General features: G+C 68.9%; 15 protein-coding genes. 7 read left to right on the top strand and 8 right to left on the bottom strand.

What is annotated here, in order from left to right; all coding sequences use genetic code 11:
* The first annotated feature begins 30 nt into the window (after nucleotides 1–30).
* Both DID96_RS09370 and rmuC read left to right on the top strand, forming a co-directional pair.
* The gene (locus tag DID96_RS09370; protein ID WP_124599075.1) at nucleotides 31–1,020 is read left to right on the top strand and encodes a D-glycerate dehydrogenase; all 990 of its coding nucleotides are present in this window, start codon (nucleotides 31–33) and stop codon (nucleotides 1,018–1,020) included.
* Nucleotides 1,017–2,504, top strand: a complete 1,488-nt coding sequence (gene rmuC, locus DID96_RS09365) for a DNA recombination protein RmuC (RefSeq protein WP_124599074.1) — start codon at nucleotides 1,017–1,019, stop codon at nucleotides 2,502–2,504. Before DID96_RS09370 ends, rmuC begins: the two co-directional genes overlap by 4 nt.
* 89 nt (nucleotides 2,505–2,593) lie before the next feature.
* Here rmuC and DID96_RS09360 read toward each other — a convergent pair whose 3' ends face one another.
* The 6 genes from DID96_RS09360 to DID96_RS09335 form a co-directional block, all read right to left on the bottom strand.
* Nucleotides 2,594–3,085 carry a GNAT family N-acetyltransferase gene (locus DID96_RS09360; RefSeq protein ID WP_124599073.1) on the bottom strand — a complete coding sequence of 164 codons (492 nt, stop codon included), beginning with the start codon at nucleotides 3,083–3,085 and terminating at the stop codon, nucleotides 2,594–2,596.
* A complete protein-coding gene (locus DID96_RS09355) occupies nucleotides 3,082–3,357 on the bottom strand; it encodes a hypothetical protein (protein WP_124599072.1) in 276 nt (91 codons plus the stop codon). The genes DID96_RS09360 and DID96_RS09355 overlap by 4 nt, the downstream gene beginning before the upstream one ends.
* A gap of 39 nt (nucleotides 3,358–3,396) precedes the next feature.
* Nucleotides 3,397–4,695: a gephyrin-like molybdotransferase Glp gene (glp, locus tag DID96_RS09350; RefSeq protein ID WP_124599071.1), complete on the bottom strand. Its 1,299-nt coding sequence runs from the start codon at nucleotides 4,693–4,695 to the stop codon at nucleotides 3,397–3,399.
* A 124-nt stretch (nucleotides 4,696–4,819) separates the two neighbouring features.
* The gene (mobA, locus tag DID96_RS09345) at nucleotides 4,820–5,437 is read right to left on the bottom strand and encodes a molybdenum cofactor guanylyltransferase MobA (protein WP_124599070.1); all 618 of its coding nucleotides are present in this window, start codon (nucleotides 5,435–5,437) and stop codon (nucleotides 4,820–4,822) included.
* Between the two features lie 12 nt (nucleotides 5,438–5,449).
* Entirely contained in the window at nucleotides 5,450–6,562 is a 1,113-nt protein-coding gene (gene moaA / locus DID96_RS09340; protein ID WP_124599069.1) for a GTP 3',8-cyclase MoaA, read from the bottom strand.
* A 139-nt stretch (nucleotides 6,563–6,701) separates the two neighbouring features.
* Nucleotides 6,702–9,887 (bottom strand): Rne/Rng family ribonuclease, encoded by a 3,186-nt coding sequence (locus DID96_RS09335; protein WP_124599068.1) that lies wholly within the window; start codon nucleotides 9,885–9,887, stop codon nucleotides 6,702–6,704.
* Nucleotides 9,888–10,608: 721 nt separating this feature from the next.
* Between DID96_RS09335 and DID96_RS09325 the strand changes: the two genes are divergently transcribed.
* The 4 genes from DID96_RS09325 to DID96_RS09310 are packed head-to-tail and all read left to right on the top strand — an operon-like array spanning nucleotide 10,609 to nucleotide 13,683.
* Complete coding sequence (locus DID96_RS09325; RefSeq protein ID WP_124599067.1) at nucleotides 10,609–11,613, top strand: RluA family pseudouridine synthase; 1,005 nt, start codon at nucleotides 10,609–10,611, stop codon at nucleotides 11,611–11,613.
* Nucleotides 11,614–11,618: 5 nt separating this feature from the next.
* Nucleotides 11,619–12,278, top strand: coding sequence for an HAD-IA family hydrolase (locus DID96_RS09320; RefSeq protein WP_124599066.1), 660 nt, complete (start codon nucleotides 11,619–11,621; stop codon nucleotides 12,276–12,278).
* Nucleotides 12,275–12,673, top strand: a complete 399-nt coding sequence (locus DID96_RS09315) for a Rieske 2Fe-2S domain-containing protein (protein WP_124599065.1) — start codon at nucleotides 12,275–12,277, stop codon at nucleotides 12,671–12,673. The genes DID96_RS09320 and DID96_RS09315 overlap by 4 nt, the downstream gene beginning before the upstream one ends.
* 20 nt (nucleotides 12,674–12,693) lie before the next feature.
* Complete coding sequence (locus DID96_RS09310) at nucleotides 12,694–13,683, top strand: S49 family peptidase (protein WP_124599064.1); 990 nt, start codon at nucleotides 12,694–12,696, stop codon at nucleotides 13,681–13,683.
* Between the two features lie 81 nt (nucleotides 13,684–13,764).
* On the opposite strand, the gene DID96_RS09305 is transcribed toward DID96_RS09310, so the two are convergent.
* A complete protein-coding gene (locus DID96_RS09305) occupies nucleotides 13,765–14,487 on the bottom strand; it encodes an SAM-dependent methyltransferase (protein ID WP_124599063.1) in 723 nt (240 codons plus the stop codon).
* The gene (locus DID96_RS09300) at nucleotides 14,484–15,122 is read right to left on the bottom strand and encodes a Maf-like protein (protein WP_124599062.1); all 639 of its coding nucleotides are present in this window, start codon (nucleotides 15,120–15,122) and stop codon (nucleotides 14,484–14,486) included. The genes DID96_RS09305 and DID96_RS09300 overlap by 4 nt, the downstream gene beginning before the upstream one ends.
* A gap of 172 nt (nucleotides 15,123–15,294) precedes the next feature.
* Between DID96_RS09300 and DID96_RS09295 the strand changes: the two genes are divergently transcribed.
* Nucleotides 15,295–15,930: a DUF177 domain-containing protein gene (locus tag DID96_RS09295; RefSeq protein ID WP_124599119.1), complete on the top strand. Its 636-nt coding sequence runs from the start codon at nucleotides 15,295–15,297 to the stop codon at nucleotides 15,928–15,930.
* Nucleotides 15,931–15,991 lie beyond the last annotated feature (61 nt).

Here is a 15,991-nt window from a genome sequence, read left to right as displayed (position 1 = left end):
ACGAGCTGCCGGCGACATGCGGAGATGGCGATGCAGAAGATCCTGGTCGCGCGTCCGATCTTCCCGGACGTGATCGAACGGCTCGAGCAGTATTTCGAAGTCGACTGGAACAATGGTGACGCGCTCGCGCCCGACGTGCTCGCCGCGCGCCTGGCCGACAAGGACGGCGCGCTGACGGCGGGCGATCCGGTCGGCGCGGCCGAACTCGCGGCGGCGCCGCGCCTGCGCGTCGTGTCGAATATGGCGGTCGGCTACAACAACTTCGACATGGCCGCGTTCAATGCGGCGAACGTGCTCGGCACCAACACGCCCGACGTACTGAACGAATCCACCGCCGATTTCGGCTGGGCGCTGATGATGGCGGCCGCGCGGCGCATCGCCGAATCCGAGCACTGGCTGCGTGCCGGCCACTGGCAGAAGTGGGCGTATGACGGCTTCCTCGGCAGCGACATCTACGGTTCGACGCTGGGCGTCATCGGGATGGGCCGCATCGGGCAGGCGCTCGCGCGCCGCGCGAAGGGCTTCGGCATGCAGGTGATCTATCACAACCGGTCGCGCGTCGCGGCGGAGATCGAGGCGGAGCTGAATGCCGAATACGTATCGAAGGAGGCGCTGCTGGCGCGTGCCGACCACGTCGTGCTGGTGCTGCCGTACACGAAGGAAAACCACCACACGATCGGCGCGGCCGAGCTTGCGCTGATGAAGCCCACCGCGACGCTGACCAACATCGCGCGCGGCGGGATCGTCGACGATGCGGCGCTGGCCGCCGCGTTGCGCGACCGGAAGATTGCGGCGGCGGGCCTCGACGTGTTCGAGGGCGAGCCGAGCGTGCATCCGGCACTGCTCGAAGTGCCGAACGTCGTGTTGACGCCGCATATCGCGAGCGCGACCGAGAAGACGCGCCGCGCGATGGCGGATCTCGCCGCCGACAACCTGATCGCCGCGCTCGGCGAGGGCCCGCGCGCGGGGCGTCCGCCGAATCCGATCAACCCCGACGTGATCGGGAAGGCGCGCGCATGACGATGGCGTTGTTGCTGGCGGCGGTCGTCGTGCTGGCCGTCGCGCTGGTGGTGGCGATCGTTGCGATCGTGCGCGGCGGTGGCCGCCACGACGACACGGCGCTGCTCGGCGAGCAGATCGACGACGTCGCGCACGAACATGCGCGCGCGCTCGAGCGGCTCGAACGCGAGCTGCGCGGCGAGATCGTCGAGGGTTCGCGCGGCTCGCGCACCGAAATGGCGGGCAGTTTCGCGCAGTTGCAGCAGACGCTCGCGGCGCAACTCGCGAGTGTCGCGACCGTGCAGAACAACCAGATCGACGGTTTTGCGCAGCAGCTTGCGAAGCTCGTCGCGGGCAACGCGCAGCAGTTCGACGCGATGCGCGAAAGCCTGCAGCGTCAGGCGCAGCAGGCGCGCGAAGAGCAGAGCGCGGCGCTGCGGATGTTCGGCGACACGCTGAACCGGCAGCTCACGCAGCTCACCGAGGCGAACGATCGCCGTATCGGCGAGGTGCGCGCGACGCTCGAGCAGCGCCTGAAGGAAATCGAGACGAACAACGCGGCGAAGCTCGAGGAGATGCGGCGCACCGTCGACGAGAAGCTGCATGCGACGCTCGAGCAGCGGCTCGGCGAGTCGTTCAAGCTGGTGTCCGACCGGCTCGAGCAGGTGCATCGCGGGCTCGGCGAGATGCAGACGCTCGCGGCGGGGGTCGGCGATCTGAAGAAAGTGCTGACCAACGTGAAGACGCGCGGCACCTGGGGTGAGGTCCAGCTCGAGGCGTTGCTCGAGCAGATGCTGACGCCCGACCAGTACGCGAAGAACGTTGCGACGGTGCCGAAGAGCAGCGAGCGCGTCGAGTTCGCGATCCGCCTGCCGGGACGCGAAGCCGGCATGCGCGACACGCCGCCGGTCTGGCTGCCGATCGACGCGAAATTTCCGCGCGAGGATTACGAGCGGCTGATCGACGCGCAGGAGCGTGCCGACGCAGTGGCGGTCGAAGAGGCGGCGCGCGCGCTCGAGGCGCGCGTGCGGGCGGAAGCGCGCACGATCGCCGAGAAGTACGTGGCGCCGCCGCATACGACCGATTTTGCGCTGCTGTTCCTGCCGACCGAGGGGCTATATGCGGAGATCCTGCGCCGCCCGGGCCTGACCGACCTGCTGCAGCGCGACTACCGCGTGACGGTGGCGGGGCCGACGACGCTCACCGCGCTGCTGAACAGCCTGCAGATGGGTTTCCGCACGCTGGCGATCGAGAAGCGCTCGAGCGAGGTCTGGCAGGTGCTCGGGGCGGTAAAGACGGAATTCGGCAAGTTCGGCGACGTGCTCGCGCGCACGAAGTCGCAACTGGAGACGGTCACGCGTTCGATCGAGGCCGCCGAACAACGCACGCGCGTGATGAACCGCAAACTCAAGCAGGTCGAGGCGCTGCCGGGCGACACGGCGGCCGGTCTGCTGGGCGCGGACGGTGCAGACGCCGCAGACAGCGCCGAAGCCGACGAAGCCTGACCGGCATTCCCGGTGCAGGGCGGGCTGCAATGAAAACGGGCGCTGATCGCGCCCGTTTTCGTTTCCCGGCAGCGTGCATGCTGCCGCGATTACTGGATGGCCTTGGCGAGCGCGTCCAGCGCGTCGCCGGTCACGCGTACGATGCGCCAGTCCGGCAGCACGGTCGCGCCCATCTTTTCGTAGAAGTCGATCGCCGGCTGGTTCCAGTCGAGCACCGACCATTCGAAGCGTCCACAGCGGCGCTCGACGGCGAGTGCCGCGAGCCGCCGGAGCATCGCGGTGCCGAGGCCCGTGCCGCGCTGCGCCGGCTGCACGTAGAGATCCTCGAGATACAGGCCGCGGCGGCCGAGAAACGTCGAATAGTTGTGGAAGAACAGCGCGTAGCCGACGAGCGCGCCGTCGCGTTCGGCGACGAGCGCCTCTGCGGCCGGGCGCGGGCTGAACAGCGCATCGGCGAGATCGTCGTCGGTCGCGACGAACAGGTGCGTGAGCTTCTCGAATTCGGCCAGTTCGCGCATCAGCGCGAGGATCGGGCCGACGTCGCGGGCTTCGGCCGCGCGGATCAGCGGCGTGCCGCTCATGCTTCCTCCGGCGGGTCGGACAGCACGATCTCGATGCCGCCGAAGCGCGATGCGACCCAGTTGTACGCGTGGCAGGCGATCCACAGCAGCACGAAACCGATGATCGCGTTCAGCAGCAGCGCGCTCAGGATCGTGCTCAGCTCGACCATCCCGTAGCGGATGTACGCGACGAGGATGCCGAGCAGCACGATCGGCACGCTGAACGTCAGGTACACGAGGATCAGCGCCTTGGCGGTCTGTCCCGCGGCGATCGACGAAATTTGTTTTTTCATGTGCGGATTGCCCCCGTAGAGATTTACCAATAGTGAAATTCAGATCTGGCCGTCGAACGGCAAAATGTCGACCGGTGCACCGGCGTCGACCGCACCCGTGTCGTGGCCCAGGACGATGAAGCAGTTGGCGGCGGCGAGCCCGCTCAGCGACGCGGAACTCTGCGAGCCGGCCGGCGTGACGTGCCAGCTGCCGTCGGCGGCGCGCGTCGCGATCCCGCGCAGGTATTCGGCGCGGCCGGGACGTTTTTTCAGCGGCTGCGTGCTGAACGCGCGATACAGCGCGGGCGGCGGCGTGTGCGCGCCGGCCATCGCGAGCAGTGCGGGACGCACGATCGCATGGAACGTCACCGCGGACGCGACCGGATTGCCGGGCAGGCCGAAGAACAGCGCGCCACGGCTGCCAGCGGACGGCGGCGCCAGCGTGCCGCAGGCAAGCGGCCGTCCGGGCCTGAGCGCGAGGCTCGCGAACGTGACGTCGCCGAGCCGCGCCATCACGTCGCGCGTGAAATCGGCCTCGCCGACCGATACACCGCCCGACGTGATCACCGCATCGACCTGCGCGGCGACCGCGTCGCGCAACGCTGCTTCGAGCGCAGCCGGATCGTCGCGGACGATGCCGAGATCGACCGGTTCGACATTCAGGCGTTCGAGCATCGCGACCAGCATGCCGCGATTGCTGTCGTACAGCGTGCCGCGGTCGAGCGGCGCGCCAGGCATACGCAGTTCGTCGCCGGTCGAGAACACGGCAACGCGCAGGCGGCGGCGCACCGTGACGTCGGCGATGCCGAACGACGCGAGCAGCCCGAGGTCCGCCGGGCGCAGGATCCGGCCCGCCGCGAGCGCGCACGCGCCAACGGCGAGATCCTCGCCGGCCTTGCGGCAGTTCGCGCCGCGCGAGATGTCGTGCGCGGCGAAACGCATCGCGCCGTCCTGCACGGTCACGCGCTCCTGCGGAATCACCGTGTCGCACCCGGCAGGCAGCGGCGCGCCCGTCATGATGCGGATGCAGGCGCGTGCGGGCACCGCGCCGTCGAACGGCCGGCCCGCAAACGCCGCGCCTGCGATCGCGAGCGTCACTTCGCCGTCGGGCGACGCGTGCGCGCATTCATCGCCATTGAACGCGTAACCGTCCATCGCCGAGTTGTCGTACGCGGGGATGTCGAACGGCGCAACGACGTCGGCCGCAAGCACGCGGTCGAGCGCGTCGCGCAGCGACACCGTGTCGCATGTGTCGACCGGTGCCGCGCAACCGCACGCGAGCGCTTGCGCGTCGGCGAGCGACAACGGCGCAGGATCGTCGGCGGCGGGTCGGGAAGCAGGCGAGGAATGCGTGGTCATGAGTCGGACTGCGCCGCGAGGCTTATCGGGTTTGTGGCCGGGGTTCGTGGCCGGCAGGGCGAGGGTGGCGCATCAGCGCGGGGTCGCGTGCGGCAGGTGGCGCGCGGGAACAGGGCCGGTGCCGTCAGCGACGGGCGAGCGCGGCGAGTTCCTGCCAGGAGTTGGCATTGTAAAACGCACGCTCGTCATGAAACTCGACTTCGACCGTCTTGTGGCGTGCGTACCACGCACGGACCTTGCGGTCGCCGGCGTCGAGCCGTGCCGCGAGATCGTCGGCGAGCGCGGTGCGCAGCAGCGCGAAGGTCGGCTGGGGCGAGCGTTCCTGCTGCGAGTCGACGGTGACGGCCATCGCGATGTCCGCTTGCTGCTCGACGAGCGCTGCATGCAGCTGCGCGACGAGATCGTCGGGCAGGAACGGCGAATCGCAGGGGGCGCAGACGACGAGCGGCGCGCGTGCGGCGCGCATGCCGGCGAGCAGGCCCGCGAGCGGGCCGGGGAAGTCGCGTGTCGCGTCCGCCACCACCCGTGCGCCGAACGGCGCGCCGAGTTCCACATAGCGGTCCAGGTGGCGGTTCGCGCTGATCAGCGTCTCGTCGACCTGCGGCGCGAGCCGGCGCAGCACGTGGAGCGCGAGCGGCGTGCCGTCGAGCACCTGCAGGCCCTTGTCGGCGCCGTCCATGCGCGTCGCGCGACCGCCCGCAAGCAGCAGGCCGGCAATCGACGGGGAGGTGGGAGCGGGCATTGCGCGTCGGGCTTAGCCGCCGATGTACGACATCTCGACGCGCTTACCGGCGCCTTCGGGGGCTGCATCGGGCGTCGCGCTGCCGCGCAGCTGCGAATAGCGGTCGGTGCGGGCCTGCCAGATCCGCGCGATCGCGGTCGCGATCTCGGCATCGCTCGCGCCGCCGCGTACCAGCGCGCGCAGGTCGTGGCCGGTCGATGCGAACAGGCACAGGTACAGCTTGCCCTCGGTCGACAGCCGCGCCCGCGTGCACTCGCCGCAAAATGCCTGCGTGACGCTGGAAATCACGCCGATCTCGCCGCTACCGTCCGCATAGCCCCAGCGCTGCGCGGTCTCGGCCGCCGTGTGGGCCTCGAGCGGGACGAGCGGGAAATGTTCGGCGATGCGCGCGACGACGTCGGCGGATGGCAGCACTTCGGTCATGTTCCAGCCGTTCGACGTGCCGACGTCCATGTATTCGATGAAACGCAGGACGACGCCCGTGCCGCGGAAGCGCGCCGCCATCGGCAGGATCTCGCTGTCGTTCGTGCCGCGCTTCACGACCATGTTGACCTTGATCGGCTCGAGGCCGACGGCCTGCGCGGCGAAGATGCCGTCGAGCACGTCGGCGCTCGCGAAATCGGCGTCGTTCATGCGCTTGAACAGCGCATCGTCGAGCGCGTCGAGGCTGACCGTCACGCGTGTGAGGCCGGCGTCCTTCAGCGCGCGCGCCTTGCGAGCGAGCAGCGAGCCGTTGGTCGTCAGCGTGAGGTCGAGCGGGCGGCCGGCGTGTGTCGTCAGGCGCGCGAGGCGCTCGATCAGGAATTCGAGGTTCTTGCGCAGCAGCGGCTCGCCGCCGGTGATCCGGATCTTCTCGACGCCGTGTGCGACGAACAGCCGCGCGACCCGCTCGATTTCCTCGAGCGTCAGCAGCGCGCTGTGCGGGAGGAACGGATAGTCCTTGTCGAAGACCGCGCGCGGCATGCAGTACACGCAGCGGAAATTGCAGCGATCCGTCACCGAGATGCGCAGATCGCGCAGCGGCCGCGCGAGCGTGTCGTGCAACAGGCCGTCAGGGGTATGCGCGGCGCCGGAGATGTCCGGCATGCCGCTGACGTCGGCGAGGGGGATGATGCGTCGGGACATGTTGAAAGAAGTGCGAGCCAGACCTCTATTCTAGCTGCAAGCGTCAGCCCCGGGCCCGGGGCGAAAACCCGCAGCGCGGACGTGAAAAAGCCCGCCGGAGCGGGCTCCAAAGCGGGCTTTTTCGTGGCGGCGGACGCGATCAGTGGTGCGTCGTTTCCACCTGCTGCATCGGCGTCGTGTCGACGGGCGGCAGCGCCTTGCGTTCACGCGGCGCGCGGACCGGGCGCGGCAGCTGCGCGGCGGCGTCCTGGGCGGCGCGGAACTTGTCGGCGTCCGTGTTCACCCAGACGAGGCCGGCCTGTGCGAGCACCGACTCGAGGCTGGCCGCAGCCGGCGCCGTGGCGGCCGGTTGCACCTGCTCGACGACTGCCGGTGCAGCTTCGGCGGCTGCGACCGGTGCCGGTTCGACCGGAGTCGGTTCGGCGGCCGGTGCCGGCGCGGCTTCGACGGCCGGCGAGGCTTCCACGACAGGAGCCGGTTGCGGGGCTTCGACAGGCGCGGCGGCTTGCGGTACCTCAAACGCGTCGGTCGGCGAAACGGCGACCGGGGCCGGGCCGGCTTCGACCTCGGCGACCGGTGCTGAAACGACCGTCTCGACCGGCTGGGCTGCAACCGCGGGCGCTGCCACGGCGACCGCCGGGGCTTCGTCGACGCGTGCCGCTGCCGGTTGTTCGTCGGCGGCGGCCGGCTGGACCGGATCGGCGTGCGCTGCGGCGGTTTCCGCGATGACAGCGCCAGCTGCCGCGACAGCAGCCACGGCTGCCGGTGCGGACGTGTGCGCCGGCTCGGCTTGTGCGACCGGTGCCGCGTGCGTCACCGGCTCGTCTGCCGGCTCGGCGACGGCTTCGCCTTCGGCGCCTTCCTCTGCGTGGGCGACGAGCGTGCCGTCTTCCTCGCGCTCGCGACGACCGCCGCGGCGGCCGCGGCGGCGGCGGCGGCGTTCCTCACCGTCACGCGCGCCGGCTTCGGCGTCAGCCATCACGTCGGCGCCCGGAAGCGCGGCGGCGGCCTGTTCGTCTACCGGTTCCGCATGGCTTTCACCACGGTTCACGGTCTCGAGCGTGGCTGCGTGCTGGGTCGGCTTGCGGCGTTCACCGCGCTCGCGACGTTCGCCGCGTTCCTGGCGCTCGCCGCGGCCGGCCGCTTCGACGGCCTCCGGCTGCTCGACGCGCTCGCGCGGCTCACGCGGTTCGCGCTGTTCGCGCGGCTCGCGAGCTTCGCGGCCCTCGCGGGCTTCGCGCGGCTCGCGTTGGCCGCGGCCTTCACGGGCCTCACGACCTTCACGAGCCTCACGACCTTCGCGACCTTCACGGGCCTCACGGCCTTCGCGCCCCTCACGGCCTTCACGCGGTTCGCGGGCTTCCTTGCCTTCGCGTTCCGCACGCTGCGGCTGGCCACGACCGGCGGCGGCTTGATCGCGGCCGCCTTGCGGCTGCTGCGCGCCGCCACGACGGTTGCGATTGCGGTCGGCGCCGCGTTCGCCGCGCTGCTCGGTCTTTTCGCCACGCTCGCGGGCCGGACGGGCCGCAGCCTGTTCCTGCACGGGTGCCGGGGCCGGTGCTGGCGCGGGTGCCGCCGGCTGCATGCCGAACAGACCCTTCAGCCAGCCGATGAAGCCGCTGCTTGCCGGGGCGGCAGCCGCCGGCGCCGGGGCCGGTGCCGGTGCGGGTTCGGCGGTGCGCTGCGGTGCCGGGCTCGGAGCCGGGCGCTCGGGCGTGATGCCCTTGACCGCGGCTTCCTGCTTCGGCTTCACTTCGGCGGCGCGCTTGCTGTAGCCGGTTTCCGACTCCATCTCGCGGGCAGCTTCCTCGGCCATCTTCCACGATGCGCGCGGATCGTCGAGGCGTGCGTCGTCGTGACGCAGGCGCTCGAGCTTGTAGTGCGGCGTATCGAGGTGCTTGTTCGGGATCAGCACGATACCGACCTTGAAGCGCGACTCGATCTTGTTGATTTCCTGACGCTTTTCGTTGAGCAGGAAGGCGGTCACCTCGACCGGCACCTGGCAGTGGATCGCCGCGGTGTTTTCCTTCATCGCCTCTTCCTGAATGATCCGCAGCACTTGCAGCGCGGACGATTCGGTGTCGCGGATGTGGCCCGTGCCGTTGCAGCGCGGGCAGGTCACGTGGCTGCCTTCCGACAGCGCCGGGCGCAGCCGCTGGCGCGACAGTTCCATCAGGCCGAAGCGGGAGATCTTCCCCATCTGCACGCGGGCACGGTCATGCTTGAGCGCGTCCTTCAGGCGCTGCTCGACTTCGCGCTGGCTCTTCGCCGACTCCATGTCGATGAAATCGATCACGATCAGGCCGCCGAGGTCGCGCAGGCGCAGCTGGCGGGCGACTTCGTCGGCCGCTTCGAGGTTCGTGCGGGTCGCCGTTTCCTCGATGTCCGCGCCCTTGGTCGCGCGCGCCGAGTTCACGTCGATCGCGACGAGCGCCTCGGTGTGGTCGATCACGATCGCGCCGCCCGACGGCAGCGGCACCGTGCGCGAGTACGCCGTCTCGATCTGGTGCTCGATCTGGAAGCGGGAAAAGAGGGGCACGTCGTCGTGGTAGCGCTTCACCTTCGACACGTTGTCCGGCATCACGATGTCCATGAACGCACGGGCCTGATCGTGGATCTCGGTCGTGTCGATCAGGATTTCGCCGATGTCCGGCTGGAAATAGTCCCGGATCGCGCGGATCACGAGGCTCGATTCCAGGTAGATCAGCATCGGCTCGCCGGAGCGGCCGCTCTGCGACGCGGCTTCGATCGCGCGCCACAGCTGCAGCAGGTAGTTCAGGTCCCACTGCAGTTCTTCGGCGCTGCGGCCGATGCCCGCGGTGCGGGCGATCATGCTCATGCCGTCCGGAATCTGCAGCTGCGCCATCGTTTCGCGCAGCTCCTGACGCTCGTCGCCCTCGATGCGGCGCGACACGCCGCCGCCGCGCGGGTTGTTCGGCATCAGCACGAGGTAGCGGCCGGCGAGCGAGATGAACGTCGTGAGGGCCGCGCCCTTGTTGCCGCGCTCTTCCTTCTCGACCTGGACGATCAGCTCCTGGCCTTCGCGCAGCGCGTCCTGGATGCGCGCGGAGCGCATGTCGACGCCTTCCTTGAAGTACTGGCGCGCGACTTCCTTGAACGGCAGGAAGCCGTGGCGGTCTTCGCCGTAGTTGACGAAGCAGGCTTCGAGCGACGGCTCGATACGGGTAATGATGCCTTTGTAGATATTGCCTTTGCGCTGTTCGCGTCCGGCGGTTTCGATGTCGATGTCGATGAGTTTTTGCCCATCGACGATGGCGACGCGCAGCTCCTCCTGCTGCGTCGCATTGAACAGCATGCGTTTCATGAACGACTCCAGGCGGCTCTGCTGCCGACGCCTCGCGGTTGTCAGCCGCAGGGACGGGAACGACGGCAGGCCGCGCCTTGTTGTGTTGTCACAAGCACGCTGGAGCGGGAACGATGGCGGGGAGAATTGCCTGAAGAGGCGCTTGGGCCCGAACGACGGGGCCGGCGGCCAGAGGGCACCTGCGAACACGGCTTCAAAGCAAGCGTCCACACACCGCACGCTGCATAAGCGCGCTAAGCCTGAGACCGGGCACTGCCGCGGGGCGCGTCGCAGTAAGTCGCGCGCGCCAACGGGCGGCAGATGCTGCGGCTTGGGCCGCAGCGGGGAGTATCGAATCCAGCCCGACTTTCCCGCCTGGGGTGTTCTTCCTTGGTTTGACGTCGCCAGTCCCCGCACGCTTCGCGGGGCCAAATCGGGCGCAACGCCGTTTTTCGCAACCGGCAGCCGGTACGGGCGCGATGCGCGCCGCCCGTCTGCCAATTAAATTCTTTTCAACCAACTTTCCGTTACCGCGGCGCCTTGCCGACCGAATCCGCCTGTGGGCGCGATCCTTGCCGGCGGCCGGCGCCGTGCGTGCAACTTGCTGCTTCTCTTGGTTCGGGGCGAGCAGCGAACCCCCGGCGCAAGTAAAATGACGGTTTGCGCTTGCGCCTCACCCAATCCGTCCAGGCCGGCCGGTCAGGCCGCCCGCTACGTCAGGCTGGGCAAAATTATATTCAGTATGAATGAGTTAGGCAAAATATCCCAGAATTCGGTCACAAGTGGCCAGGTCTCGATCATCGAGATCGACGAAAACGCCGCTGGTCAGCGGATCGACAACTTCCTGTTGCGCGTCTGTAAAGGCGTGCCGAAAAGCCATATTTACCGGATTCTGCGCAGCGGGGAAGTCCGCGTCAACAAGGGCCGGATCGACGCGCAGTACCGGCTTGCGTTCGGCGACGTCGTGCGGGTGCCGCCGGTGCGCGTGGCCGCGGCCGACCTCGCGCGCGCCGACGCGCCACGCGTGCCGCCCGCGCATTTCGAGGTGCTGTTCGAGGACGATGCGATGCTCGTCATCAACAAGCCGGCCGGCATCGCGGTGCACGGCGGCAGCGGCGTCGCGTTCGGCGTGATCGAGCAGTTGCGCCAGGCGCGCCCGCGCGCGAAATTCCTCGAGCTCGTGCACCGCCTCGACCGCGAGACGTCCGGCATCCTGATGCTCGCGAAGAAGCGCACCGCGCTGGTCGGCCTGCACGAGCAGATCCGCGAGAACAAGATGGACAAGCGCTACTACGCATGCGGGCACGGCGAGTGGCAGGCCGACTGGGGCCGCCGCCGCGCGGTCAAGGTGCCGCTGTTCAAGTATTCGACCCCGGAAGGGGAGCGGCGCGTGCGCGTGCAGGACGACGGGCTGCCATCGCACACCATTTTCAACCTCGTCGAGCGCTGGCCCGAGTACGCGTTTGTCGAGGCGGAACTTAAAACGGGTCGGACCCATCAGATTCGCGTGCACCTCGCGCATCTCGGCCTGCCGATCGTCGGCGACGCCAAGTACGGCGATTTCGCACTGAACAAGGCGCTTGCGCGCGCGAACGCGCAGCCGTCGCTGAAGCGGATGTTCCTGCATGCGCACCGGCTGCGGCTCGCGCATCCGCTGACCGGCGAAGCGCTGCAGTTCGACGCGCCGCTGCCGGACGAATGCCGGCGCTTTCTCGACCAACTGAGCGCATTGCGCGATACCGCTTGAAACGCATGGCACGACAGCAATTTGATCTGATCGTCTTCGACTGGGACGGCACGCTGATGGATTCGACGGCGCACATCGCCTACAGCATCCAGGCCGCATGCCGCGATCTCGGCCTGCCGACGCCGTCCGAGGAGGCGGCCCGCTACGTGATCGGCCTCGGGCTGCGCGATGCGCTGCAGATTACCGCTCCGACCCTCGATCCGTCCGACTATCCACGCCTCGCCGAGCGCTACCGGTATCACTACCTGATCAAGGACCAGCGCATCGAACTGTTCGCCGGCGTGCGCGAGCTGCTCGCCGAGCTGCGTGACACGGGCTATCTGCTCGCGGTCGCGACGGGCAAGGGGCGGGTCGGGCTGAACCGTGCGCTCGACCAGGCGAAGCTGACGAGCCTGTTCGACGCGACGCGCTGCGCGGACGAGACGTTCTCGAAGCCGCATCCGGCGATGCTGCAGGAGCTGACGCGTGAATTGGGGCAGGATCTGGCGCGCACCGTGATGATCGGCGACACGACGCACGACCTGCAGATGGCCGCGAGCGCGGGCGCCGCCGGGATTGGTGTCGCGTACGGCGCGCATTCGGCCGATGCGCTCGCCGCGCTGGCGCCGCGCTTCGTCGCGCCGGACGTCGAGGCGCTGGCCGGCTGGCTGCGCGAGCACGCATGAGCGCGGTTCCCGCTCCGGACCCGATCCGCGTATGCGCGTCGGACGCGCTGGCCGACTGCGGCGCGGGCGTGCGCGTCGACGCGCTGCTGCGCGGCGAACCGGTCGTCGTGTTCTTCGTCCGCTATGACGGGCGCGCGTACGGCTACCTGAACCGCTGCGCGCATGTGCCGATGGAGCTGGACTGGGTCGAGGGACAGTTCTTCGAGTCGTCCGGCCTGTATCTGATGTGCGCGACGCATGGGGCGGTCTATGCGCCGGACACCGGCAAATGCGTCGGCGGCCCGTGCCGCGGCGCCCGCTTGCGCCCGGTGGAGGTCGACGAGCGCGACACACCGGACGGTCGCGCGGTATTCTGGCTGCCCGACGCTGATCTGCGTCCTGCCGCTTCCGACTGACGACAACCAGACAACCCAGCATGGCCGACCAACCGACCCCTGCCGATTCCTCCTCCCGCTCCGACGGCCGTGAGCCGAACTGGGAGCGCGCGGCGCTCGAGCGGATCGCGCTCGCCGCGATCAGGGAGCAGCGCGCGGCGCGGCGCTGGAAGATTTTCTTCCGATTCGCGTTCCTCGGCGTGTTCCTGCTGCTCGCGTTTGCGCTGATCGATTTCTCGAGCGATTCGAAGTTCTCGACGAGCGGCCGGCACACGGCGCTCGTGACGGTCGACGGCGAGATCGCAGCCGGTGTCAACGCGAACGCCGACGACATCAACACGGCGCTCAATGCCGCGTTCGACGACGACGGCACGGCCGGCGTCGTGCTGCAGATCAACAGCCCGGGCGGCAGCCCCGTGCAGGCGGGGATGGTCTACAACGAGATCAAGCGCCTGCGCGCGAAGTACCCGAGCAAGCCGCTCTACGTGGTCGTGACCGACATGTGCGCGTCGGGCGGCTATTACATTGCGTCGGCGGCCGACAGAATCTATGTCGACAAGGCGAGCATCATCGGTTCGATTGGCGTGCTGATGGACGGTTTCGGCTTTACCGGCCTGATGAACAAGCTCGGCGTCGAGCGGCGCCTGCACACGTCGGGCGAAAACAAGGGCTTCTACGACCCGTTCTCGCCGGAGACGCCGAAGATGGATGCGCACGCGCAGGCACTGCTCGACCAGGTTCACGCGCAGTTCATCAAGGCCGTGAAGGACGGCCGCGGCGCGCGCCTGCGCGAAACGCCGGACATGTTCTCGGGCCTGTTCTGGACCGGCGAGAAGGGCGTCGAGCTCGGGCTCGCGGACGGCTTCGGCACGACCGACACGGTCGCGCGCGATGTGCTGAAGGCGCCCGACCTCGTCGACTACACGGTGAAGGAGAGCCTGACGAACCGCGTCGCGCGCAAGTTCGGCGCGGCCGCCGGCAATGCCGCGATGAAGGCGCTGGCCGCAAGCGCGCAGCTCAGCCTGCGCTAGATATCAACGAACGGCGCGGTTTCCGCGCCGGGCGGCGCGTTGCGCCCCGGCGCGGCCAAGCGCCAAGCGCAGGTTCCGCCGTCAGTTCGCGAGCAGCAGGAAGATCGCAGGGCGCTTGTGCAGATCCGGCACAGGCGCCTTTTTCCAATCGGCCACGGTGCGGCTCGCGATCGTCTCGGTCGCGAGCGTCAGGTCGGCCGCGACGCAGATCAGCGTCGACGGCGCGCAGGTCGCGACGAGCGTGTCGAGCATCGCGTGATTGCGGTACGGCGTCTCGATGAAGATCTGCGTCTGGCGGGCCTTGCGCGACAGCTGCTCGAGCTCGCGCAGCCGTTTCGCGCGCGCGCCCGCGTCGACCGGCAGGTAGCCGTTGAACGCGAAGCTCTGGCCGTTCAGCCCGGACGCCATCAGCGCGAGCAGGATCGAACTCGGCCCGACGAGCGGCACGACCTTCACGCCGCGCTCGTGCGCGCGGCGTACCAGCAGCGCGCCAGGATCGGCGACGGCCGGGCAGCCGGCCTCGGACACGAGCCCGGCGTCCGCGCCGGCCAGGATCGGCGCGAGCAGCCTGTCGATCTCGCCGGCCGGCGTGTTCACGTTCAGCTCGCGGATCTCGATCTCCTGGATCGGCCGTGTCGTGCCGATCTTCTTCAGGAACGCGCGCGTGGTTTTCGCGTTTTCGCCGATGTAGTAGCCGAGCGTGCCGGCGCGCGCCTGCACGGCGGCGGGCAGGACCGCGGCCAGCATCGACGCGTCGCCGTCGCCGAGCGTATTCGGCACCAGATAGAGCGTGCCGGCCGTCATGCGCGGCCTCCGCGGGCGCCACGGGCGCTGAGGAGCGGGTAGCCGGCGGTGCGCAGCATCCGCGTCAGCGCGATCAGCGGCAGGCCGACGAGTGCGGTCGGGTCATCCGAGTCGATTGCGTCGAGCAGCGCGATGCCGAGCCCCTCGGATTTCGCGCTGCCCGCGACGTCGTACGGCGTTTCCGCGCGCAGGTACGCGTCGAGTTCGGCCTCCGGCAGCGTGCGGAAGCGCACGCGCGTCACGATGTCCTCGGTCTGCGTTTCGTCGGTCCGGCTGTCGTACAGGCAGAGCGCGCTGTGGAACTCGACGTCGCGCCCCTGCATCGCGACGAGCTGCGCGAGCGCGCGCTCGTGGGTGCCGGGCTTGCCGATCTGCAGGCCGTCGAAGGTCGCGACCTGGTCGGAGCCGATCACGAGCACGCCGTCAGGCGCATCGATCGTCGCGGCGACGGCGCGCGCCTTCGCGCCGGACAGGCGCAACGCAGTCGCGGCAGGCGTTTCGCCGGAGAGCGGCGTTTCGTCGACGTCGGGCGACACGACGTCGAACGGCACGCCGAGGCGCTCGAGCAGCGTGCGCCGGTAACGGGAACTGGAGGCGAGAATGAGCCGCGGTGGGCGGCAAAGGGTGTCCGGCATGGTCGGTTGGATCGGTGGTCGCGAGGCGCCGCGCGGGCGCCATCTTAAGTGATTGACTGTAAAAGATAAAACGGTTATGCTTTTGCGCTTTTCATCGGCAGGTTCCTGTAGGGCGCCCGCCGAGTCTTCGGAAGTTCACGGCGCCGAGCCGGATCGATTAGCAGGAGCGCACATGAATCCCTCTTCTGGCAAACCTGCGGTTTCGCTCGATCCGCACGCGATCGACCTGTTCGAATTCGCTCGTAGCGGCCGGCAGGCGTCGGGTGCGGTGCACCTTTCGCAGTTGCCGCGCATGTTAAACGAAGTGCCGGCAGACGCGCCAGATCGCGACACGGTGTTTACGTGGCAGGCGGAAGGGTTCGTCCAGAAGGAGTTGCAGGACGACGGCGCCGAAGGGCAGCAGCCGTATCTGCGCCTCGCGCTGCATGGTCAAGCGTGGCTGACGTGCCAGCGCTGCATGACCCCGTGCGAACAGGCGTTCGACGTCGACATGACGTACCGGATCGTCGCAACCGAAGAAGAAGCTGAAGAATTTCCGCTCGACGACGATGAAGCCGATGTGATCGTGGGCTCCCGCCATTTCGATCTCGTCGACCTGATCGAGGAGGAGTTGCTGCTTTCGCTGCCGCTCGTGCCAAAGCACGAGGTTTGCCCGGCGGTTCATGAAAGCCTCGTGTCGGGTGCGAGCGGTCCCTCGGAGGAATCGGGCGGCGAGCCCGAAGAAGACGGGGACGAAGGCAAACAGCCGAATCCGTTCGCGGCGCTCGAAGCGCTGAAGAAGGGCGGGGACGGCAACAAGAAACACTGAGCAGTGTGGCGCGGGAAGGCGTAAGGGCCGTGGGCCAGGGTAGTTAAGCGCCGGATCGGGC

This window comes from Burkholderia sp. Bp8963 (genome assembly GCF_003854275.1).
Classification (GTDB): Bacteria; Pseudomonadota; Gammaproteobacteria; order Burkholderiales; family Burkholderiaceae; genus Burkholderia.
This window is presented reverse-complemented; position numbering and strand designations above follow the sequence as displayed.